At 52.6% G+C, this 19,508-nt stretch carries 24 protein-coding genes; 11 read left to right on the top strand and 13 right to left on the bottom strand.

Annotated elements, in window-relative coordinates; translation table 11 throughout:
- Positions 1–2: 2 nt before the first annotated feature.
- The 3 genes from A0127_RS03980 to A0127_RS03970 form a co-directional block, all read right to left on the bottom strand.
- Positions 3–605, bottom strand: coding sequence for a DUF4443 domain-containing protein (locus tag A0127_RS03980; RefSeq protein ID WP_062388252.1), 603 nt, complete (start codon positions 603–605; stop codon positions 3–5).
- A 64-nt stretch (positions 606–669) separates the two neighbouring features.
- Entirely contained in the window at positions 670–1,818 is a 1,149-nt protein-coding gene (locus A0127_RS03975; protein WP_062388249.1) for an inositol-3-phosphate synthase, read from the bottom strand.
- Between the two features lie 45 nt (positions 1,819–1,863).
- The gene (locus tag A0127_RS03970) at positions 1,864–3,162 is read right to left on the bottom strand and encodes a bifunctional L-myo-inositol-1-phosphate cytidylyltransferase/CDP-L-myo-inositol myo-inositolphosphotransferase (RefSeq protein ID WP_062388247.1); all 1,299 of its coding nucleotides are present in this window, start codon (positions 3,160–3,162) and stop codon (positions 1,864–1,866) included.
- A gap of 102 nt (positions 3,163–3,264) precedes the next feature.
- Here A0127_RS03970 and A0127_RS03965 point away from each other — a divergent pair, with 102 nt between their 5' ends.
- Positions 3,265–3,942, top strand: coding sequence for a diphthine--ammonia ligase (locus A0127_RS03965; protein ID WP_062388244.1), 678 nt, complete (start codon positions 3,265–3,267; stop codon positions 3,940–3,942).
- Positions 3,943–3,946: 4 nt separating this feature from the next.
- On the opposite strand, the gene A0127_RS03960 is transcribed toward A0127_RS03965, so the two are convergent.
- From A0127_RS03960 to A0127_RS03950, 3 genes are all read right to left on the bottom strand, one after another.
- Positions 3,947–4,303, bottom strand: a complete 357-nt coding sequence (locus A0127_RS03960) for an Mth938-like domain-containing protein (protein WP_062388241.1) — start codon at positions 4,301–4,303, stop codon at positions 3,947–3,949.
- Positions 4,304–4,307: 4 nt separating this feature from the next.
- Complete coding sequence (locus A0127_RS03955) at positions 4,308–4,811, bottom strand: NUDIX domain-containing protein (protein ID WP_062388238.1); 504 nt, start codon at positions 4,809–4,811, stop codon at positions 4,308–4,310.
- An 85-nt stretch (positions 4,812–4,896) separates the two neighbouring features.
- Complete coding sequence (locus A0127_RS03950; protein ID WP_062388230.1) at positions 4,897–5,718, bottom strand: carbohydrate kinase family protein; 822 nt, start codon at positions 5,716–5,718, stop codon at positions 4,897–4,899.
- Positions 5,719–5,840: 122 nt separating this feature from the next.
- Here A0127_RS03950 and A0127_RS03945 point away from each other — a divergent pair, with 122 nt between their 5' ends.
- From A0127_RS03945 to A0127_RS03935, 3 genes are read left to right on the top strand one after another with little or no spacing between them, the layout of a single operon-like run.
- Positions 5,841–6,200 carry a Gar1/Naf1 family protein gene (locus A0127_RS03945; protein WP_062388227.1) on the top strand — a complete coding sequence of 120 codons (360 nt, stop codon included), beginning with the start codon at positions 5,841–5,843 and terminating at the stop codon, positions 6,198–6,200.
- Positions 6,201–6,205: 5 nt separating this feature from the next.
- Entirely contained in the window at positions 6,206–7,117 is a 912-nt protein-coding gene (locus tag A0127_RS03940) for a transcription initiation factor IIB (RefSeq protein WP_062390832.1), read from the top strand.
- Between the two features lie 9 nt (positions 7,118–7,126).
- Positions 7,127–7,621 carry a metallophosphoesterase gene (locus tag A0127_RS03935; protein WP_062388224.1) on the top strand — a complete coding sequence of 165 codons (495 nt, stop codon included), beginning with the start codon at positions 7,127–7,129 and terminating at the stop codon, positions 7,619–7,621.
- A 43-nt stretch (positions 7,622–7,664) separates the two neighbouring features.
- Here A0127_RS03935 and hpkB read toward each other — a convergent pair whose 3' ends face one another.
- Positions 7,665–7,868, bottom strand: a complete 204-nt coding sequence (gene hpkB, locus A0127_RS03930) for an archaeal histone HpkB (protein ID WP_062388222.1) — start codon at positions 7,866–7,868, stop codon at positions 7,665–7,667.
- A 353-nt stretch (positions 7,869–8,221) separates the two neighbouring features.
- Here hpkB and rbcL point away from each other — a divergent pair, with 353 nt between their 5' ends.
- Entirely contained in the window at positions 8,222–9,556 is a 1,335-nt protein-coding gene (rbcL, locus tag A0127_RS03925; protein WP_062388219.1) for a type III ribulose-bisphosphate carboxylase, read from the top strand.
- Between the two features lie 140 nt (positions 9,557–9,696).
- Positions 9,697–10,293 (top strand): ArsR/SmtB family transcription factor, encoded by a 597-nt coding sequence (locus tag A0127_RS03920; RefSeq protein ID WP_054840906.1) that lies wholly within the window; start codon positions 9,697–9,699, stop codon positions 10,291–10,293.
- Positions 10,294–10,329: 36 nt separating this feature from the next.
- Here the strand turns inward: A0127_RS03920 and A0127_RS03915 are convergent, their stop codons facing one another.
- Complete coding sequence (locus A0127_RS03915) at positions 10,330–10,533, bottom strand: 30S ribosomal protein S17e (RefSeq protein ID WP_011251242.1); 204 nt, start codon at positions 10,531–10,533, stop codon at positions 10,330–10,332.
- A gap of 125 nt (positions 10,534–10,658) precedes the next feature.
- Here A0127_RS03915 and A0127_RS03910 point away from each other — a divergent pair, with 125 nt between their 5' ends.
- From A0127_RS03910 to A0127_RS03900, 3 genes are read left to right on the top strand one after another with little or no spacing between them, the layout of a single operon-like run.
- On the top strand, positions 10,659–11,090 hold the full coding sequence (locus A0127_RS03910; protein WP_062388217.1) for a DUF371 domain-containing protein: 432 nt from the start codon (positions 10,659–10,661) through the stop codon (positions 11,088–11,090).
- A gap of 35 nt (positions 11,091–11,125) precedes the next feature.
- Complete coding sequence (locus tag A0127_RS03905) at positions 11,126–11,794, top strand: TIGR00703 family protein (protein WP_062388214.1); 669 nt, start codon at positions 11,126–11,128, stop codon at positions 11,792–11,794.
- Positions 11,795–11,834: 40 nt separating this feature from the next.
- Positions 11,835–12,284 carry a hypothetical protein gene (locus A0127_RS03900; protein ID WP_062388211.1) on the top strand — a complete coding sequence of 150 codons (450 nt, stop codon included), beginning with the start codon at positions 11,835–11,837 and terminating at the stop codon, positions 12,282–12,284.
- A gap of 11 nt (positions 12,285–12,295) precedes the next feature.
- Here A0127_RS03900 and A0127_RS03895 read toward each other — a convergent pair whose 3' ends face one another.
- Positions 12,296–13,090, bottom strand: a complete 795-nt coding sequence (locus A0127_RS03895; protein WP_062388210.1) for an SPL family radical SAM protein — start codon at positions 13,088–13,090, stop codon at positions 12,296–12,298.
- Between the two features lie 56 nt (positions 13,091–13,146).
- Positions 13,147–14,172, bottom strand: a complete 1,026-nt coding sequence (locus A0127_RS03890) for a tetratricopeptide repeat protein (protein ID WP_054840909.1) — start codon at positions 14,170–14,172, stop codon at positions 13,147–13,149.
- A 301-nt stretch (positions 14,173–14,473) separates the two neighbouring features.
- Between A0127_RS03890 and A0127_RS03885 the strand changes: the two genes are divergently transcribed.
- Both A0127_RS03885 and A0127_RS03880 read left to right on the top strand, forming a co-directional pair.
- Positions 14,474–16,315: an anaerobic ribonucleoside triphosphate reductase gene (locus A0127_RS03885; protein WP_062388207.1), complete on the top strand. Its 1,842-nt coding sequence runs from the start codon at positions 14,474–14,476 to the stop codon at positions 16,313–16,315.
- Positions 16,316–16,336: 21 nt separating this feature from the next.
- A complete protein-coding gene (locus tag A0127_RS03880; protein ID WP_062388205.1) occupies positions 16,337–17,047 on the top strand; it encodes an anaerobic ribonucleoside-triphosphate reductase activating protein in 711 nt (236 codons plus the stop codon).
- A 20-nt stretch (positions 17,048–17,067) separates the two neighbouring features.
- Here the strand turns inward: A0127_RS03880 and pth2 are convergent, their stop codons facing one another.
- The 3 genes from pth2 to truD are packed head-to-tail and all read right to left on the bottom strand — an operon-like array spanning position 17,068 to position 19,457.
- Positions 17,068–17,424 (bottom strand): peptidyl-tRNA hydrolase Pth2, encoded by a 357-nt coding sequence (gene pth2 / locus A0127_RS03875; protein WP_011251250.1) that lies wholly within the window; start codon positions 17,422–17,424, stop codon positions 17,068–17,070.
- 13 nt (positions 17,425–17,437) lie between these two features.
- Positions 17,438–18,157, bottom strand: coding sequence for a phosphoglycolate phosphatase (locus A0127_RS03870; protein ID WP_062388202.1), 720 nt, complete (start codon positions 18,155–18,157; stop codon positions 17,438–17,440).
- Between the two features lie 49 nt (positions 18,158–18,206).
- The gene (truD, locus tag A0127_RS03865) at positions 18,207–19,457 is read right to left on the bottom strand and encodes a tRNA pseudouridine(13) synthase TruD (RefSeq protein ID WP_062388200.1); all 1,251 of its coding nucleotides are present in this window, start codon (positions 19,455–19,457) and stop codon (positions 18,207–18,209) included.
- Positions 19,458–19,508: the final 51 nt, after the last annotated feature.

Genomic DNA, 19,508 nt, shown 5'->3' with positions numbered 1-19,508 from the left:
CCTCACCTCACGAGGGACTTGAGCTCCTCCGGGATTTCATCACTTTTTAATGCCACTGCGACATGGTAGGCGCTTTTCATGGCGTCCGACGGGTTTTCTGCCCAGGTTACGACTATCAGATCTCCATCTGAGAAGTTCAGGACTTCTTCAATGTTCATTGCTAGTTCTTCCATTGTGTCCCTCAGCGGCCTCTCGTCCTCCGGGAAGACTGGCTCGCCGTTTTTAACGATCAGTATCATTGCCCCCTTTGCGAAGAACCTTATGGCCTCGTCCCTGAGCTCAATGCTCTTGAATTGGGGCGGGTTTTTAACGACGATAGCATAGGCGGGCATTCCATCGACTTTCCCAACGAAGTGTGCCTCCGAGAATATCCCCTTAAGCCTCTCAAGGAGTTTTTTCCCTGTTTTGCTTAGAAAGTGCCCACGCTGGGCCGAATCTATGACATCAATCCAGTTGAGCTTTTTAAGAAGTGTCCTGACGCTACCTTCGCCGAGGTCGAGTGTTTCGGCGATGGCCTTCCTGCCGATGGGTTCTTTTAGAAGAAACAGCGTGGCTATAACGTCTTCAAGCGTAAACTCGGGATAAGCTCCCCTCTTCCAGCTCATTGGTTCCCCTCCAGAAGAAGTGGGGAGAAGTTATTAAAAAAGTTGCCGGAGGGGAGAAAAGCCCTCAGAACCACCTGGGCTTCAGTCCAGCCCACATCCTCATCTTCTCGTGGGCGATTATCCTCGGTATGTTCTTAGCTTCCTTTGGTCCGGGGTTCTTCATATAGAAGGCGTTGACCTCGTAGACAGTTCCGAACTCCTTCCTGTCAACGGCTATCTTTCCGAGCCTGACGAGGTCGACGAGGAGGCCAGCGAGGGCAGGACTGTCGTTTATCCTGCCGGTAATGACAAGCTCGTCGTGGGCGCCGTTGAAGCTGACATATTCGATATGCATGGCTATGAACTTCTTGTCGCCGAGCGGTTCGAGGAATCCGGTCGGCTTGATGTAGTGAGGAGCGTCGTAGCCGAGCAGATCCTCAACGACCGAGCTCTTGGTGAACTCTTTGCTTCTGTTTCTCTCCTTGTCAGTCAAAGCCAGGAAGTCCTGGTTGCCGCCGATATTGAACTGGGCTATGTCGAGGACGTAGCGGTTCCTCTGAGCGAGGTGGCTGAGTATGTCTGCGGTAAGCGGTGTCGCGCCTGTGGCACCGTCGTCACCGAAGATGACGAGGTTGCTCTCCTTCGCTAGCTCGACGAAGACCGGGTCGTTGGCGATGAGGGTCGGAATTGCATTAACGAAGGCCGCTCCGCCGACCTCCTTGGCGTACTTGGCGGCAGCATACACATAGAACTGTGTCGCTGTGAGCCTCTCCTTGTTGTTTTCTTTGATGGCCTTCTCAAGCTCCTCCCTGCTCTCGAACGGGACGAAGGCCTCGGTTGTGCAGACGTTCACGAAGACGTCCGGCTTGAGCTCCTTCCACTCGTTAACGAGGTGCTCAACGGCCTCTTTAAGTGTCATCTCGTCGTCGAGACCTGTGGGGGTAAGCGGCAGGTTCCTGAGGCTTCCGAGATGGACTCCTTTCCTTATGGTCATTCCCCTAAGGCTCTCGGGGGCCTCCGGGTCGTAGCCCTTGACGACCTCATAGAGGTCCTTTCCGACCTTGTTGGAGTCAACGTCGTAGGAACCAACGATCTCGATGTCTTTTATCTTAATCGGGAGCTCATCTGCCAGCGGGACCCCGTAGGGCTCCATCTTTCCTGCCTTTATCTTCTCAAGCCCGCTCGCGAAGATGCTGGCAACGTATCCCTGTCCGAGTATAACGACCCTCACCATCTTCCTTCACCTCCTTTCCGTTATTCTTGAAATATTTTATATCAGTTAAATAGTTTTCGGACGTGAAACTTTTTTGACGACGAAATATATGGCTAGTGCAACCCTGAAGTTTGTCAGTACGGCAAGGGTCAGGAAGAGTGCCTTGACCGATAGTGTCGCCGGATACAGAAGGAAAAGCATCGTCAGGAAGACTCTCTCATCCCTTTTTCCGGGCAGTTTTCTGAGGGCTGGTACCTCTTTGTAGGCGTCCCTGCAGAAAGCTCCCCTGAACCTCTCCGTTGAGTAGCTGACCATCACCGAGCCGAGGAGGGCCAGGAGGGCAACCAGATACCAGATTGGCTCGTTGAGTATCGCATAGGCCAGCACTGCCAGGAAGCTCCCGTCAACGTAGCGGTCGAGGATTGAATCAACGTAGCCGCCGAGCTTACTTGACCTCAACTGTGCCCTTGCCAGCTCTCCATCAACGCCGTCGAGGATGGAGCTTAGCTGGTAGAGTATTCCTGCCAACGGAAGGCTCACCAGTGTCGCCAGCGCCGAGAGGATACCGAGTAAGAACGTTAGGACTGTCATCTGGTTCGGTGTAACTTTCTCTACCAGCAGTTCGCTGACCCTTGTTGAAATTCTCCTGTTCAGGTGTCTGCTGATGAACCCGTCTCCCGTTCCCTTCACTGCGGTTCTGACGAGCATTCTCCTTGCCCTATTAATCTCCTCAGGGGTGTCAACGTCCGTCCAGCCGAGGCCGTCAACGAAGGTCACTGGAACCTTTGCCCGTTCCATCACCTCGCTCAGGGAGTAGTCGCCGTTCTTCTCTTTTTCGAGGGCTTCTGTAACCTCGAAGATCCTCCCATCGAGGATGAAGAACCCGGTATCAACGGCGTCCCATTCCTTGAGTCCTTTCCCGATTTTCCAGACTTTTCCGTCCTTTACTTGGACTTTCGTTGCCTCCTCAGTATCGACCCATCTCGGCTCCCTGTCCGCTATGAGGCCTTCCCCGTTCACCGCCCGCTCGATGAAATCCCTAGAATATACGTGGTCGCTCATTACCAGTACGAACTTTCCTGAAACCTTTCCTCTGGCAAGGTGGAGGGAATGGCCGTTGCCCATCCCCGGCTCGGGGTTTATTATGAGTTCAGCGTCGAAGCCGTACCTTTCTATGAACTCCCGGTAAAGGGGCGCGTACTTCCCGTTGGTGACCACTACGAACTTTTTAACCCCTTTTTCCTGGAGCAGCGCCATCGTCCTGTACAGAATCTCCCTTCTGGCTACTCTGACAAGTCCCTTGGGCTTTCCGCCCATCCTCGTCCCGAGACCAGCCGCTAGGATTACTGCCCTCTCTGGGACCATGGCCATCACCTTTTTAACGGCCGCTGCCAAGAGCCGCTAGAAACACTCTAACGCTCGAAGTTAAATTAACCTAGAGTATTTAAAAATTTTCGGGTGGGAAAAATGCGCGTTGCAGTCCTCTATTCAGGCGGGAAAGACTCAAACTACGCTCTCTACTGGGCTCTCAAGCAGGGGTTTGAGGTCAAGTACCTCGTCTCAATGGTGAGCGAGAGCGACGAGAGCTACATGTACCACGTCCCAAACATACATCTCACCGAGCTTCAGGCCAGGGCAATAGGGATTCCCATCGTCAAGGGCTTCACGTCAGGAGAAAAGGAGAAGGAAGTCGAGGATATGAAGGCCGTCCTTGAGGGGCTGAAGATTGATGGGATCGTTGCTGGCGCATTGGCGAGTGAGTACCAGAAGCAGAGGGTCGATAGGGTCGCCAAAGAGCTTGGAATAGGGAGTTTTGCCCCCGCCTGGCACAGGGATCCGGTTGATTACATGAGGGAAATCATAGGCCTCTTTGACGTGGTCATAGTCGGAACAGCAGCTTACGGTCTTGATCAGAACTGGCTCGGAAGGAGGATAGATGAGAAGGCTCTTAAAGAGCTGATAAAGCTCAACGAAAAGTACGGGGTTCACGTTGCGGGAGAGGGTGGTGAGTTTGAGACCTTCGTGAGGGACGCGCCGTTCTTCAGGGCGAGGGTTGTCTTCGACGAGGTCGAGAAGAAGTGGAATGGGTGCACATATTCTGGTGTGCTGGAAGTGAAGAGGGCTCACCTTGAACCAAAAGAGTAAAAGTTCAGCATGTGACGTGGAATATTCCCAGCACTTTTTTCTCTCCATAAATCTCGTTGAAAACTTCAACGGCCTTTTTGGTTGGGAGTTCGAGGACTTCTTTCTCCTTCACGAGTTCTCTGCTCCCAGGAAGGAGTGATAGCTTTCCGTACATCCCAGTCCCCACGATGAGGACGTCAAAGTCCTCGGTAAGGTATTCCTTTAACTCTTTAGGGTCGAGCTTGTGGCTCGTCCCGTGTTTTTGCTTGCTTATTTCCTTCTTCCTGCGCTCGACCCTTCCGCTTGGATAGATAACTATATCGTGCTCGTAAGTGGTTCCATCAACGATTATCTTCCCGAAAGCGGGGTATTCGAGCCTCATGCTCTCACCCCAGACTTAGTGCATCCCGGAGTATCTCCCCGTGGTCAAATGCCAGTGGAAGCTTCAGGGCCTCCTCTATCGGGAACACGAAGACTTCCTTGGCGTCGTCGCCTGCCTTCAGCTCCCCCTCTCCGATGCAGAGGAAAGCGACCGTTACCGTGTGCCCCCGGGGATCCCTGTCAGGCCTTGAATAAACGCCCACCAGCTTTACTGGCTTCACGTCAAGCCCCGTCTCTTCCTTAACCTCGCGGAGGAGGGCCTCCTCAACGGTCTCGCCGTATTCGACGAAGCCCCCAGGAAGGGCGTAGTAGTCTTTGAAAGGCTCGTTCTTCCGCTTTATCAGGACGATTCCGTTGTTGTACACTATCACGGCATCGACCGTAAGACCGATACACCTGTGGGTCTCTGCTTCAAAGCCGTACTTCTCAGCCAGCTTCTTCGCCTCTTCTCTGAAGGAGAACACGTCCGCTCCTCCCGAGGCCTTAACCAGAAGGACGTACCTGTCCATTGAAACCACCTCAGGGAAGTCCCTTCTCATCATCATTCAGCGTGCTGACGTTTCATCATCGGCGTTGGGAGTTGGAAGATAAGGTTTATACCCTTTTCACTTCAACTTCAATCGCGAGTCTGTTGACTTCTTCCATGGAAAAATTTAGGTGTCTGTTCTTTAGGAACAGCGCCGTAAAGGCAGCTGCTCGTTTAAGGGCCTGCACGAAGGGGCACTGGGAGTAGAATCCAGTAAAGGCTCCAAGAAAAACATCTCCCGCCCCAGTCGATTCGTCCACTTCTACGGGGACTGGCTCAAACGTGTACTCCCTTCCGCGGAAAAATGCCTTCCCAGGCTCTGGCCCGTTGGAGAGAAGAAGAACGTCAACGAACTCCGGGGAGAACCCCTCCAGATATTGGTATTCCCCAAGGTCTGCGTGAAGAATATTCGCTCCCTTTAAGAATGAGCCGTCGATGGGCAGGTACTTAATTTCCCCAGGACTTGAGGAACGGATAAACCCCTGTAGGTCAACCGCAACAAATGGAAACCTTTTGAGAGCGCTGGCAACCAGGGCAGGGGGCACTTCTCCTGCAACGGGATTTATGAGGAGGATGTCATATTCTTCATTCGGAAGCTCGTTAATTGTAGAGGCTCTCTCTAGGAGTTTTAACCTCCTCCTGTTACCGTCGAGGTACATCAGTTCGTAAGTCGTTGTTGCCTCAGAGGGGACTACCTGCAGTTTCGCCATTGCCTCCAATTCTTTGATCCACTCCTCTGGGAGATTTGAGAAAGAAGTAAGTATCTCAACATCGCAGAATCTTGAAAGGGCGAGTGCAGAATAATAAGCACCGCCACCGAGCCTTTCAAGAACCTTATTGCCTTTTTTAATTATGTCTCTGACAACATGGCCAACAACAAGACACTTCATTTTACCCTTCCCAAATTCTATTATTCGGCGCTCTTTATTAAAAATTTTTCTCTGATTATCGAAAGCTTTATAAAGGGAAAAAGCGAAAAGTTTAAAAGGAAATCTGGTTTTGGGGTGGGGCTATGAAACGCCTGGGAGTTGTTTCTCACTACGCGAAGCAGGGCTTTCTCATAGTTAGGACAAACTGGGTACCGTCGCTGAACGATCCGGTTGTTGACAAGGAATTGAAACCCGTCGGAGTAGTCAAGGATGTTTTTGGTCCGGTTAATTATCCCTATGTCGCCGTTAAGCCTCGGGTTAAGGATCCCGAGAAGTACGTTGGTGCCCTTCTCTACGTTGGCAGGCGGGAAAAAGGGAGCAAGAAGGCCCCTCAGAAAGGAAAGACCGGTGGTAAAAACAAATCCTCAAAGAAGGACAAAGTCCATTCTAAAAAGGGTAAGACTGGCAAGCGTTCCGGCCCCACCCCCAGGAGAAGGGGGTGAGAGATATTAGCCCGAGGAGAGTATGCCCAGTTTGCGGTTCGACCGAGTTTATATACGACCCTCGTAGGGGAGAGATAGTCTGTGCCAAGTGCGGCTACGTAATTGAGGAGAACGTGGTTGATGAGGGGCCGGAGTGGAGAGCGTTCGAGCCGGGTCAGAGGGAAAAGCGTGCCAGAACTGGGGCACCCATGACCCTGATGATCCACGACAAAGGTCTTTCCACCGACATAGACTGGCGCGACAAGGACATTCACGGCAACCAGATAACCGGTATGTACCGGACAAAGCTCAGAAGGCTCCGTATGTGGCAGAGGAGGATGCGCATCAACGACGCCGCCGAGAGAAACCTTGCCTTCGCCCTCAGCGAGCTTGACAGGATGGCCGCCCAGCTCCGCCTGCCGAGGCATCTCAAGGAAGTCGCCGCTTCCCTCTACAGGAAGGCGGTCATGAAGAAGCTCATCCGCGGCCGTTCAATAGAGGGTATGGTCTCCGCTGCACTCTACGCCGCCTGCAGGATGGAAGGCATTCCGAGAACGCTGGATGAGATAGCGTCTGTATCCAAGGTCTCAAAGAAGGAAATCGGTAGGAGCTACCGCTTTATGGCCAGGGGGTTAGGTTTGAACCTCAGGCCAACCAGCCCAATAGAGTACGTTGACCGCTTTGGCGACGCCCTTGGAGTGAGTGCCAGGACCAAGAAGAGGGCCAAGGAAATCCTGAACGAGGCTATAAAGCGCGGGATAACAAGCGGTAAGGGCCCAACGGGTCTCGCCGCGGCGGCCCTCTACATAGCGGCTCTCCTTGAGGGCGAAAAGAAGACCCAAAGGGAAGTCGCTGAAGTTGCTCACGTAACCGAAGTAACCGTCAGGAACCGCTATAAGGAGCTCGTTGAAAAGCTCGGCATAAACGTCCCGATATGAGGGATACCCTTGAAAGTGGCTGTGATAAGCGACACTCACTACGGGGACAAGACAAGAAACCTCCCTACCTTTTTATTTGAACACCTCAGGAAAATCCAGCCGGAGCTTATTCTCCACGCAGGCGATGTAACCAGCCCTGAGCTTCTTGAGAAGCTTGAGGAGATTGCCCCAACCCTTGCAGTTAGGGGGAACGTTGACAGGCTTAACCTTCCCGAGGAAGAGGTCGTCGAGGTCGAAGACGTTAAGATAGGCATGATCCACGGCCATCAACTGCTCTCTCTGAATGCCCACTTCTTAACTCTCAAGGCCCTCGAGATGGACGTTGACGTTCTTGTTTTCGGCCACACTCATAGATACTATTATGATATACACTCCCTTTATGGCAAAAAAGTTATTCTGCTCAATCCAGGATCGCCGGTGTTTCCCAGGATGGACTCTCCAGGCTTTGCTGTTCTCAAGGTCTCCGGAGAAAACGTGGGTGTTGAGAGAATAACGTTCTGGTAAGTTTCAGAAAAGTTATGAAAAGGCAAAGAGGCAAAAAGCGCCATCAGCTCTTGATGGCAAGCTTGATGTCCTCGGCCTTGACGGTCTTTCTGCCAGCGTGCTGGGCGAGGGCGACGGCCTTCTTGGCGATCTCAATGGCCTTCTCCTCAAGGTGCTCGGCGAGAACCTTGGCAGCCTCCTCGCTGACGCGGGCGGCACCGGCCTTCCTTATAAGCCTGTCAACTGGGGCAATCGGAAGCTCAGCCATTCACAACACCTCCTTTATGGTTGTCTGCAGAGTTCTGCGTTCTAAATTAAGAGCAAAGGCCTATATAAACCTTTCGGAAAAGGACAGTTGTGGGGCCGGCTTTCTGGCGATTTTGGGTTGGACAGTTAGAAATTGGGCCGGGGACACCTGTTGGGTTATAAGGTTGGAAATTGAGAGTTTTTAACCGCCATCGGGTCTGGACATAAAAACGCCCCAATTGGCTTAATAAACCGCCATTAAGCTCCGTTGTCCAATAGCGTTTCTGTAAACTTATGTGCCTGGATGGCCAAATCTGCCCAGAAAACTTTTTATGTGTGTCAATGTAATACTAAATTTACCTGGAGGTGAAAGGCGTGGTTGAGAAGTTTGATAAGATCTACGACTACTATGTTGACAAGGGCTATGAGCCCAGCAAGAAGAGGGACATCATAGCCGTGTTCCGGGTGACGCCGGCAGAGGGCTACACCATCGAGCAGGCGGCCGGAGCTGTGGCAGCTGAGAGCTCCACTGGTACATGGACAACCCTCTATCCCTGGTACGAGCAGGAGAGATGGGCCGACCTCTCAGCTAAGGCCTACGACTTCCACGACATGGGAGACGGCAGCTGGATAGTCAAGATCGCCTACCCGTTTCACGCCTTTGAGGAAGCAAACCTTCCGGGCCTTCTCGCGAGCATAGCCGGAAACGTCTTCGGAATGAAGCGCGTCAAGGGGCTCCGCCTTGAGGACCTTTACCTTCCAGAGAAGCTCATAAGGGAGTTCGACGGCCCGGCCTTCGGTATCGAGGGCGTCAGGAAGATGCTCGAGATTAAAGACAGGCCTATCTATGGTGTCGTTCCAAAGCCGAAGGTCGGCTACTCTCCTGAGGAGTTCGAGAAGCTGGCCTATGACCTTCTCTTAAACGGTGCGGATTACATGAAGGACGATGAGAACCTAACGAGCCCGTGGTACAACCGCTTCGAGGAGAGGGCCGAGATAATGGCGAGGATAATTGACAAGGTGGAAAATGAGACGGGCGAGAAGAAGACGTGGTTTGCCAACGTAACCGCTGACCTTCTTGAGATGGAGCAGAGGCTTGAGGTTCTTGCTGATCTCGGCCTCAAGCACGCTATGGTTGACGTCGTCATAACCGGCTGGGGAGCGCTGAGGTACATCAGAGACCTCGCGGCCGACTACGGTTTGGCAATCCACGGTCACAGGGCAATGCACGCGACCTTCACGAGGAACCCGTACCATGGCATCTCGATGTTCGTCCTTGCCAAGCTCTACAGGCTCATAGGCATCGACCAGCTCCACGTTGGAACTGCGGGAGCTGGCAAGCTTGAGGGCGGCAAGTGGGACGTCATCCAGAACGCGAGGATTCTCAGGGAGAGTCACTACAAGCCCGATGAAAACGACGTCTTCCACCTTGAGCAGAAGTTCTACAGCATAAAGGCCGCGTTCCCAACGAGCTCTGGCGGCCTTCACCCAGGCAACATCCAGCCCGTTATAGAGGCCCTCGGAACCGACATAGTCCTCCAGCTCGGAGGCGGAACCCTCGGCCACCCGGACGGGCCTGCTGCTGGTGCAAGGGCCGTCAGGCAGGCGATAGACGCCATAATGCAGGGAATACCGCTCGACGAGTACGCTAAGACCCACAAAGAGCTCGCAAGGGCCCTGGAGAAGTGGGGTCACGTTACTCCAGTCTGAGCTGTTTCAGGGTTAGTGTCTTTTCTTCCTTTTCTATCTGTCCTTTATCTGTATGTGTACTTGACATTACCACCAGCTCAAACCGAAAAAGGTTTAAATACTTTTTACTAACTTCAAGTTAGGGAAAGGGGGTGAGAGCTATGGAGTCAAATCGAGAGCTTGGAAAACTCCTCGATATCCTGGGTAATGAGACGAGGAGGAGAATACTCCTCCTGCTCACAAAGAGACCATACTTCGTCAGCGAGCTTAGTCAGGAGCTTGGTGTTGGGCAGAAGGCGGTGCTGGAGCACCTCAGAATACTCGAGAGTGCAGGACTGATCGAGGGAAGGACAGAAAAGATACCCAGAGGCAGGCCGAGAAAGTACTACACGATAAAGCGCGGCTTCAGGCTTGAGGTACTGCTCACTCCGTACACATTCGGCACAGACATATACGAACCGAAAAAACCAAGGGCGACTGCCGAATACCAGCAGGCTAGAGAGCTGATAAAGTCAACGGAGCCAATTGAAACTAAAGTGGACGAGCTGGTTCAGTTTCTCGATGAGGTGCAGAGGCGCATTGATGAGGCCATGAGAATGAAGCAGGAGCTTGAGGAGGTCCGCCTGCTTGTTGAGACTTACATAGAGAACCTTATGCGAAGAATTGCCCAGGAAGACGAGCAGGAATTCGAGAGACTGCTGAAGGAACTCGGGCCAAGGCTTCCAAAGAAGATACTGGAAGACTTGGAGGGCTTTTAGGAAGTCGTTAAAGGAGAAAGCTGAAAAAGAGAGACTTTAGAGTATTTTGCCCTCTTCCTTCATTCTTACGAGCCTCGTTATGTAGCCGGCGATCCTGTTCCTTATCGTCTTGCTGGTAACGTTGGTGAGCTCGGCCACCATCTTCTTGTTGTGCTCGAAGTCCCTGGTGAACTTGTCAGGGTACCTGTCAAAGAGCTCACGGGCAGTCCTCTTAATGAACGTCTGCTTGATGTTTCCCATTCTCACCACCTCTCGGATAATCTTCAGCCGTAACCAAAATCAGGAGTGTCCTTTTAAAGGTTTTCCCGTCCTGTTGATTCTTCAAAGAAGCAAACGTTATTAACCGCCTCCGGGAACGTGAGACCATGTTGAGGGAAGTAATCCACTGCCACGGGCACGAGAACGTCAAAGCCACGCATCGCTCAACCCTTGAATTCACCAAAGAGAACTTTCTGACACCGAGAGGAGACTGCATAATCTGCATTGGGGCAGACAAAGCAATCAACGACCTCAGCGATGAGTTCAAAAATGCCCTTAGGGCAGGTAAAAAGCTCCTGATAAGGATAAAGGTCGGCGACCTCGTGGATGAGGTCGTTGCCTGGGGAAGTCCTGAGCTTATTCTTGACCACGACGTCTCAATGGTCATCAGAAAGAGCGATTACATAGATGCGAGAACGCTCGCTATAAGGGCCAACAAGGCTGCCAGAGATGTAAACAGGCGTATCATTGAACTCCTGAAAAATCCCGAGCAGAGGGCCATTATTGAGCTTATTATCGAGGACAACGAAAACCTTTAAAAGCTCAACGTTTTTACTAACCTTTGGTGATGAAAATGCTCGAGGGATACTACATAGTTGAGAACACCGGCGTTGTGCCAGCTGAGAGGAGGTTCAAGTTCAAGGACCTCAAGGCCTGGGGCTACGACCTGCACCTTGGAACGATAGACGGCAGGGAAGCCTACTTCGTCTCAAAGGCCGGCACCAGGGAAGAGGGAGAGACCTACACGGAAGGAGGAAAGGAGTACCACATCAGCGAGACCCAGAGAGAGATACCAAAGAACGCAAGGCTTCTCGCTAGAATAATCATCGAGAAAGGCCAGCCCTACCTTGAGTTCTGGCTCGACACAGAGGAGGGCAACTTTCCGCTGGCAAAGGAAGACCCGAGGCTCATACTCCACCGCTTCTGGACCGAGAAGAAGTTCAACCAGCTCGAGAAGCACGTAGGAAGCGTCGGCCTGACAACAGACTTCTTCAAGGACAGGGTCTTCGTCAAGAGTCTGCCTCTTCCTTACGAGGAGTACCCGCCGAAGGTTAGAAGGGTCTTAAGGGAGGTAAGGGACGTCCACAGAGACCTGACAGGCTTCGGAAGGTTCGTCTTCCAGTACTTTGGAGAGGAAGACAAGACCCACCAGTACCGCCTCTGGTGGCTCCTGCCGACAATACACCTCTTCGACGTTGAGGTCTCCAACGAGGTTGATAAGATACTCGCTATGCTCGACTGAAGGGCTTTAAGCCGTTTTTCAATTTTCTTCGGGTGGGAATATGGACATCAGAAAGCTCGTACGGACGAGGGACCTGCTGGTTTTGTGGAAGCTTAAGATAACGAGGGCAGCGAGCTACCTCAGCATCGCCAACAGCTTCATGATACTCTTCGTTTTCGTCAAGGAGCTCTATTCGGTTCCATGGATAGCGGAGAGGTTCTCCTTCAGGGAGTTCGTGGGCATCGCTTACGCCCTGGCGATAGTGGGGTTTATAGTTCTGGCCCAGCTCGACTGGCACTTCATGTACAAGAGGGAGCAGAGCTACGCCCTGACCAGGAACCCACTCCTCCCAGCCCAGTGCTTTACGACTCTGTACCTCCTTGAAAAGGCCGTTGAGGAGGGCAGGATAACCGAGGAAGAAGCCAGAAGGGTCATTGCTTCCCTCCAGTTGGCGGGCTGCGATATCAGGAATGCAAAGGTTGAAGCTGGGCCAAGTGGGAATGGGGATTAATTGATGTTGTTTCAAACTTTAACAAGCTCCCAACCCCGCTTGTGCGTCTCTATCCCCTCGGTTTTTACCTTGAGGTCTTTGACTTCTTCCCTGAGCTTCTCTATGAACTTCTCGAACTTTCCGTCGTCGGTTAGGATTTCGTAACTCTCCGGATACTCCTCCTGAAGGAGCCTTTGAAACTCCCTGCCGGAAGCGCGGAGGTTGAGGACTTCGAAGAAGTAGTAGTCAGCGAAGTCCCGTGTTTCCTCCACTATGGAAGAGATGTCCGTAACTTCCGGTATTATTGGGCTCACGAAGACGTAGGTTTTCAGACCGGCTTCTTTAAGTTCCTTCAGGGCGTTAATCCGGGCTTCCTGAACTGGCGTTAGGGGCTCAAAGAGCCTTTTCTCCCTTCCCTTAAACCCGTTTATTGTCAGCTCGACCTCTATGCGGTCAAAGAGTTTGAAAAGGTCTATGTCCCGCGTGACGAGCGGCGACTTCGTCAGGATTGAGAGCTCGTTCCTCTTGTCCATGTACTGGAGAACCCGCCGCGTAAGCTTCAGCTCCGCCTCTATCGGCTGGTCGGGGTCGCTGACCGTTGACATGACGACGCTTCCCCTTACTCTCTTTCTCGCAAGCTCGTGGGCGTTGACCTTAACCTCAACCCAGCTCCCCCACTTACCGTAGTCCTTCCACTTCGTCAGGAACTTGGCGTAGCAGTAGGAGCAGGCAAAGGAGCAGCCGACGTACTGGTTGACTGACCAGCTAACTCCTGGTATCCTGGAGGGAGTGTAGATGCTCTTTGCGCGGGTCTTTATTATATTCATAATTCATTTCCATCTCAACGCACCGGGGGTAAAGGGTAAAGGTTGGAAAAGAAAAGTCAGAGACTTAAACCGAGAGCCAGCTTGGGCTTCTTCCAGTCGTCGAGGATTTCTTTCAGTTCTTCGTTCTTAACTTTCTCATAAAGTTCATCAAAACGCTTCTTGGCCTCGTCGTCTCCTGCCTTCCACCTGGCAAGCTCCCCAATGGCCCTGAAGAAGTATGCTGTGTCGTCCTCGAACAGCTCTGCGAAGCTCTCCATGTTCTTTGCAACGGCCTCGTAGGAGCCTTCTTCGAAAAGCCCGCTGATGAAGTCTATCAGGGTGTCGAAGACTATCCCAAAGATATCGTCGCTCACGTCTATCGCTTTGACGAGGGCCTCGCGCAGGGCCTTGAAGGCTTTATCGTAGTCTCCTCTCCCTGCCCAGATTTCGGCCTCAATGAGCTTGGCGTTAATCTCTATTTCGTCGTCCCTCGGGTTCCTGAGGACTTCCTTTATCAGGGCCTCGGCTTCGTCGTATTCGCCCAGCTCGTACTTGAAGTGGGCTAGGTCAAGGAGACTTATAAGGTAGTTCTTTTCCTCGTTCAGCTTCTCAAATATCTCTCTGGCCTTCTCCATGAGCTCTATGGCCTTCTCGGTCTCGCCTATCTCGTCGTAGTTCACCGCAAGGTTGGCGAGGGTCAGGGCTATCTCCTTCTCGTTCTTCAGGACTTTCTCTTCATGCTCAAGGAGCTTCTGGTAGGTCTCTATAGCCTTCTCCGGCATTCCAAAGTGCTCGTAGGCGTCTGCCAGGTAATAGAGTGCCGTCGCATACTCTTCGGGATCGTCCTTCTTCATCTCGACGAGCTTCTTGTAGAGTTCAATTCCCGCCTCAACATCGCCGAGGTGGGAATAAACATGGGCTATCTCATGGGCCAGGTCGTAGGGGTCCTCGCACTGGAGGGCTACCTCTTTGAGGCGTTCAAGCTCCTTCTTCAGAGTCTCCTCGTCCTCGATTGAGTCGATATAATCGTCAAAGAGCTCAAGGAGCTTCTCACAGTCCTTCTCTTCGAGAGCCTTTTCCCATTCGAGTTTAATTTCACTCATTTCTGATCACCGGGCCTTATCTTGGTTGAGAGGTTAAAAAGGTATGCCGTCCAGATTCGGAGCATTTTGTCAGAAAAATCCTTCTATTTTTGAATAAATGTCAAAATTCTGACGCATTTTATTTGGGTATGGGGTTCTCCTGACGTTTTGACCTGTAAGAACGTCAATAATTAGGCAACTAGTTTGGATAATTTATCCATAAGCCGCCTCGTTTATGGAGCAATGACCATCGGTTCAAAGGCAACCGTTATTAACTCCTCTCTCATTCACTTTGTTTGGATAAATTATCCAGGTGCTGAAAATGGAGGCAGTGAAAAAGGATGTGATCCAAGAATACGCTGGCTGGAAAAGTCTGGACGTGCTTGAAAACGCCAACCGCTATCCAGGTCCGACGGGGTTCTTCGCCTACGTCATGGAGGAGGCCCTGAAGGAGAGCACGGCCTTGGTTCCAGAGGACGGGAGGAAGGCGCACTTCTTGGGGGAGGTCTACATCCACAAGCTCCCCTACAGCCTGTACATACCCTACTGCTCTGGCCACAGCACCTCAAGGCTGCTCAAAAAGGGGCTGAGAACCCCGACGATAACTTCTAGACCAGCCAGGCACTTCGACACCTACGTTGACCACATAGCGAACTACCTCATAACCATGCAGCACTACTTCAGCGGCGCTCAGGCTCTCTCAAGCGTCGAGTGGTACGCGGGGCCCTTCATAAGAAAGGACGGTCTGAGCAGGGAGAAGATACGCCAGCACGTTCAGAGGCTCGTCTACAACCTCAACTACCCGAGCAGGGTCGGGATGCAGACGCCTTTTACAAACTTCACCGTGACCCTCGACGCTCCCAAGGAAATGCTCACGGGCGATATGGCCGTCTACGACGGGAAGGAGGTTGGCCCGCTCGGGGGCTACGAGAGGGAAGCAAAGGAGTTCTTTCTGGCTCTGGTTGACGTTCTCAGGGAGGGCGATGCTAAGGGCCAGCCCTTCACCTTCCCGATACCAACGATAATGGGAACCGCGAAGATGCTCTGGGACGATCCCGAGGTGTTCGAGGCCGTTTTCACGACGGCTGCGAAGAGAGGGAGCTTCTACTGGCTCAACACGAACGTGGTTGATCCCGATGCAAGCTACTCGATGTGCTGCAGGATAAACATAGACAAGAGGGAGTTCGCATTCGCCTTCAGCGCTTCTCCCAAGAGCGCCGAGGAAGAGGCGATGGAGAGACTTGAGAGACAGCGCTTTGGCGGCCTATGGGCGATGCCCGACGTAACCGGTTCGGTGAACGTCACGACAGTTAACCTGCCGAGGCTCGCGCTGAAGGCTGGGGACGACGATAGGTTCTGGGAGGAGTACGCCAGAATCCTCGAAACCGTCAGGAAAACCACCGACTGGTTCAGGGAGAGGTATGTGAAGCTGCTGACGAACTACCGCGAGATGTACAGCATGATCTACACCTATCTGGAGGAGTTCCCGTCGAGCCACTTCAACACCATCGGAATCCTCGGTTTGCCGGAGGCAGCGGCGATATACCTCAACGAGCCCGATCTGTGGAAGGAGGGCTCAAGGGCCGAGCGGATGAAGGCAGCGAAGCTGATGAAGAGAATGGTGGAGTTCGCGGTTGAAAAAGCACGGAAATGGATGAGGGAGAGCGGAACTCCCTGGAACGTTGAGGAAGTCCCAGGAGAGAGCGCCGCGGCAAAGCTTGCCATCAAAGACCTGCGCGAGTTCCCGGAGCTGAGGGATTACCTCGACGACCCCGAGAACCCAATATACTCAACGAGCATCGCACCCTACTACGGTCCGATTGAGCTGGCCGACAGGATAAGGATCGAGGAAGAAGTTCAGGGAAGCTTCACTGGAGGAGTCATGATGCACATCTTCCTTGGGGAGGAACCAGACCCTGAGGCGCTGGCGAAGCTCACCAAAAGGCTCCTGAGGACGAAGCTGGTCTACTGGAGCTACACGCCTGCAGTAACTGTCTGCAATGCCTGCGGGAGATCCTCAACGGGACTCCACACGGCTTGCCCCCACTGCGGAAGCGAGGACGTTGAAATATGGAGCAGGATCATAGGCTACTACCGCCCGCTCAAGAACTGGAACCCCTACAGGAAAAGGGAGTTCTGGAGCAGGAGGCACTACTCCTCCTGATTCTCTTTTTGGGGTGATTCAATGCTCACAAGCGGCTGGAAGACGGTCAGCATGGTCGATGTACACGGGAAGGTGACCTTTACCCTCTGGCTCTGCGGCTGCAACCTTAAGTGTCCGTTCTGCCACAACTGGCGTATAGCTGAGGGCAAGGAGTGTTTTCCCCTTGATAGAGATGCTCTCCTCGGCGACTTATCTTCCAGCTCCTTCCTCGTGGACTACTTCCACGTAACCGGCGGAGAACCGCTAATGCAGTGGGCTGGGCTTTCCTCCCTGCTCTCAGAAGCCAAAGAGTTCCTCCCAATCAGCCTGAACACCAACTTGACTCTCTTAAAACCCCTCGAGAGACTCCTTAAGGTTGAGCTGGTTGACCACATAGCTACCGACCTTAAAGCCCCTCCTGCAGAACTCTACGGCCTTCCAGGGGAAGCATCAACGCGCCTCTGGAGGCTGTTCCTCAGGGGTCTTGACTTGATTTCGGATTACGGCATCCCCTTGGAGCTAAGAATACCAGTGGCCAGAGGGTTCGACCAGTGGCCGTGGATAGAGGAGGGGCTCAAACATATTGACACGGACTTTTACGCTGTCCTGAATCCCCTCGTGGGCCCACCTTTGACCAACCCCAGAAACGGAGCGTGGTGCTCGGAGCACTGCTGGCCTGAGAGAGAAGTGGAAGATCTGAAGAAGGAGCTGGGAGAAATTGGGATTAGAACCTACGTGAACCGCTTTGCTTGACTTTTCATTTTCTTTTTGAATCACAGGAGCTTTAAGTGCCCAGTCACCTTGTCAACGACCTCTTCTGGCCCGGGCCCGATGGCGAGAACCGTTACAGTCCCGGGTGGAATTTCCGTCAGCCCTGCGTCCTTTATGAGGGCTGTTGGGAGTCCTAGCTTCTCTGCCTCTGCCTTTAGTTTAAACAGCTCCTCAAGATTTTCAGCCTTGACGACGACCTTCTTTTGCCCTTCATGGAACCATGCTTTAAACCACTCTGGCTTTTCCTTCTGGGCCTTTATTGCAGCAGTAACAGCCCCGTGGGCGACCTGGACGGCGAACTTCCCCTTGCTGAGCTTGAGGTCCTTTCTGGCGACGATAACCTGCTTGTACTTGAACATTGTCCTCACCTCTTCAGGACTTTTCTTCGGGAAGATATCCAAACTTTCTCAAGATGTGCTCTATGGCCTCCGCGCCTCCTTCTCCATAGGGCTTAGTCGTCACGTACTCAGCTTTTTCCTTGAGGCTTTCTGGGGCCTGAGCTATGGCAACGCGGTAGCCGACAACCCTGAATGCGTCGAGGTCGTTTTCCCCGTCACCTATATGGGCGACATCTTTCGGCGAGATGCCTAGGTACTCGCAGGCCCTCTCTATTCCCGTTCCCTTGTTTATCCATGGTTTTTTTATGTGAATTGCAAAGCCCGAATCAACGGCCACTAAATTTAGTCCGAGTTCCTTTATGAGATCCCTCACGGCTTCTACCGGAACAGTCCTGAGCACGACGAGACCGGCTTTCCTCTCGGGCATTGAGAAGCTCAAGAGAGCCTCGGGATACCTCTTTTTCAGCTCACTCCAGAGTATCCACTCCTCGTCCATGTTGGTGAGATAAATCCTCTTCCTGAGCCTTCCTTCCTTAATTGAGAGCGCCCCTCCGTCCTCACCTACAACAGGCCCGCTCGTTCCTATGAGTATCGCTGCCGCCTCGCCAAATTGGATTGTGTTCCCCGTAACCAGCATTACGGGTACTCCAAGGCTTTCTGCGAGCCTTATCGCCTCCAGGGCTTTCTCGTGAAGACGCCGGTCGGGATAAGTGATTGTGCCGTCTATGTCAACCGATATCGCCTTTATCGTCATTTCTCTCACCAGAGAATGAAAAGAAAAGGTTCCAATAAAAGGGTTCCCCTCAGTGGTCTTTCATGATTTCCCTGAGAACGCTCGTGGCATATGTTCCCTTCGGCAGGAAGAAGCGGAGGCACATTCCAACCCAGGGGATGTAGCCATAGGTCAGGCCAATTGGCCTTAGGAGAAGCTCCCTCCTCCCACCAGGTTCAGCCATCGGCTTTGGGAGTCTCCTGAAGGCTTCGAGCTTAACCCCTTCTTCCTTAAGTATTTCCTCCTCAAGCTCTCCTGGAAGGCCCTTTGCCCTCCTCATCGCGAACCCGAAGAGCGGGCCTGAAACCATGGCGTGGCCATTCCTCACTTTTTCCCTGACGAATTCAAGGTTGGTTTCAGTTACGCGGTAGGTTCTATCCCTGTACGGTATCCCTCCCTTAACTTGCACTACTATGTCGCCGACGAGGGGTTCGTTCAGGGGCAGGCCCTTTTCAATCCTCCTCGAGAGGTAGAGGTTGAAGAGATAGCTCTGGTAGGCGTGGATGAATATGCGCATTATCGGGAGCGGCAGGCTGAGAAAAGCCCTCTTCCAGCTTCCTGTCTCTTTATACCTGTGAAGGAGCGTCCGCTCGTACCTTAGAAAGCCCGGGAACTCCTCAAGCGCTCTCTCAACGTCCCCGGTCTCCCAGAAGTTTTTTCTGGCTTCGTCTCCCTCCATGCTCCCATCATGTGCACCCAAAAAGAGCCTCGCCGCTTCTTCGAAATCTCCCTGAAGGAGCAGTTTGCCTATCATGTGGTTCACTACCCTTCTTTCCCCAAACCTCTGGTAGCCGAAGTAGTTTGGGAAACCGCCCTTCTCCCTGAGTTCCCGCACTATTTCCTTAGTCCTATCAAGGGTGTCTTCGCTGACATCTCTAACTATGATCTTGAACCTGTTGCCGAGGAGATGGCCGAGCTTAATGAACTTCCCATAGGAGACGAAGCGTAGCTCAATATCCCTGATCTTTACCTGTTCAATCCTTTCTTTGGCCCCAGCCGGCACGCTTATGTACTGGTAGGTAACCGCGTGCCTGTCCTTTGTCCCGGCGAATCCAATATCCCTGTGGCTTATGCCGGCCCTTTTGGCTATTTCCTTCACTGCCGCCATCGTCTCCCAGTTCCGCTTTTTGAGAAGGAAGATGGCGTACCGCCTTCCCTCAAAGATTTGGGGGAGGGGCTCTTCGATTACGATGAAGTCCTCGGGGTGAACCTTTATCTTCCCGCCTATTCCCGGCTTCTCGCTGAGGTACTTAAATTGAGAAAAGAACTCGCGGTAGTCCATCCTTATCACCTTTTCTCGCTTCCTCTGACCATTGCAGCTGATAGCTTTTAA

The sequence above is a fragment of the Thermococcus peptonophilus genome, from assembly GCF_001592435.1.
GTDB classification, from domain to species: domain Archaea; phylum Methanobacteriota_B; class Thermococci; order Thermococcales; family Thermococcaceae; genus Thermococcus; species Thermococcus peptonophilus.
The sequence above is the reverse complement of the archived record's forward strand: the minus strand, read 5'-3'. Positions and strand labels throughout refer to the sequence as shown.

Bases quoted from the DNA above. Each gene is read 5' to 3' on its own strand.
- A0127_RS03980 (WP_062388252.1), bottom strand. From the start codon at position 605: ATGAGCTGGAAGAGGGGAGCTTATCCCGAGTTTACGCTTGAAGACGTT.
- A0127_RS03975 (WP_062388249.1), bottom strand. From the start codon at position 1,818: ATGGTGAGGGTCGTTATACTCGGACAGGGATACGTTGCCAGCATCTTC.
- A0127_RS03970 (WP_062388247.1), bottom strand. From the start codon at position 3,162: ATGGTCCCAGAGAGGGCAGTAATCCTAGCGGCTGGTCTCGGGACGAGG.
- A0127_RS03965 (WP_062388244.1), top strand. From the start codon at position 3,265: ATGCGCGTTGCAGTCCTCTATTCAGGCGGGAAAGACTCAAACTACGCT.
- A0127_RS03960 (WP_062388241.1), bottom strand. From the start codon at position 4,303: ATGAGGCTCGAATACCCCGCTTTCGGGAAGATAATCGTTGATGGAACC.
- A0127_RS03955 (WP_062388238.1), bottom strand. From the start codon at position 4,811: ATGGACAGGTACGTCCTTCTGGTTAAGGCCTCGGGAGGAGCGGACGTG.
- A0127_RS03950 (WP_062388230.1), bottom strand. From the start codon at position 5,718: ATGAAGTGTCTTGTTGTTGGCCATGTTGTCAGAGACATAATTAAAAAA.
- A0127_RS03945 (WP_062388227.1), top strand. From the start codon at position 5,841: ATGAAACGCCTGGGAGTTGTTTCTCACTACGCGAAGCAGGGCTTTCTC.
- hpkB (WP_062388222.1), bottom strand. From the start codon at position 7,868: ATGGCTGAGCTTCCGATTGCCCCAGTTGACAGGCTTATAAGGAAGGCC.
- A0127_RS03920 (WP_054840906.1), top strand. From the start codon at position 9,697: ATGGAGTCAAATCGAGAGCTTGGAAAACTCCTCGATATCCTGGGTAAT.
- A0127_RS03915 (WP_011251242.1), bottom strand. From the start codon at position 10,533: ATGGGAAACATCAAGCAGACGTTCATTAAGAGGACTGCCCGTGAGCTC.
- A0127_RS03910 (WP_062388217.1), top strand. From the start codon at position 10,659: ATGTTGAGGGAAGTAATCCACTGCCACGGGCACGAGAACGTCAAAGCC.
- A0127_RS03905 (WP_062388214.1), top strand. From the start codon at position 11,126: ATGCTCGAGGGATACTACATAGTTGAGAACACCGGCGTTGTGCCAGCT.
- A0127_RS03900 (WP_062388211.1), top strand. From the start codon at position 11,835: ATGGACATCAGAAAGCTCGTACGGACGAGGGACCTGCTGGTTTTGTGG.
- A0127_RS03895 (WP_062388210.1), bottom strand. From the start codon at position 13,090: ATGAATATAATAAAGACCCGCGCAAAGAGCATCTACACTCCCTCCAGG.
- A0127_RS03890 (WP_054840909.1), bottom strand. From the start codon at position 14,172: ATGAGTGAAATTAAACTCGAATGGGAAAAGGCTCTCGAAGAGAAGGAC.
- A0127_RS03885 (WP_062388207.1), top strand. From the start codon at position 14,474: ATGGAGGCAGTGAAAAAGGATGTGATCCAAGAATACGCTGGCTGGAAA.
- A0127_RS03880 (WP_062388205.1), top strand. From the start codon at position 16,337: ATGCTCACAAGCGGCTGGAAGACGGTCAGCATGGTCGATGTACACGGG.
- pth2 (WP_011251250.1), bottom strand. From the start codon at position 17,424: ATGTTCAAGTACAAGCAGGTTATCGTCGCCAGAAAGGACCTCAAGCTC.
- A0127_RS03870 (WP_062388202.1), bottom strand. From the start codon at position 18,157: ATGACGATAAAGGCGATATCGGTTGACATAGACGGCACAATCACTTAT.
- truD (WP_062388200.1), bottom strand. From the start codon at position 19,457: ATGGACTACCGCGAGTTCTTTTCTCAATTTAAGTACCTCAGCGAGAAG.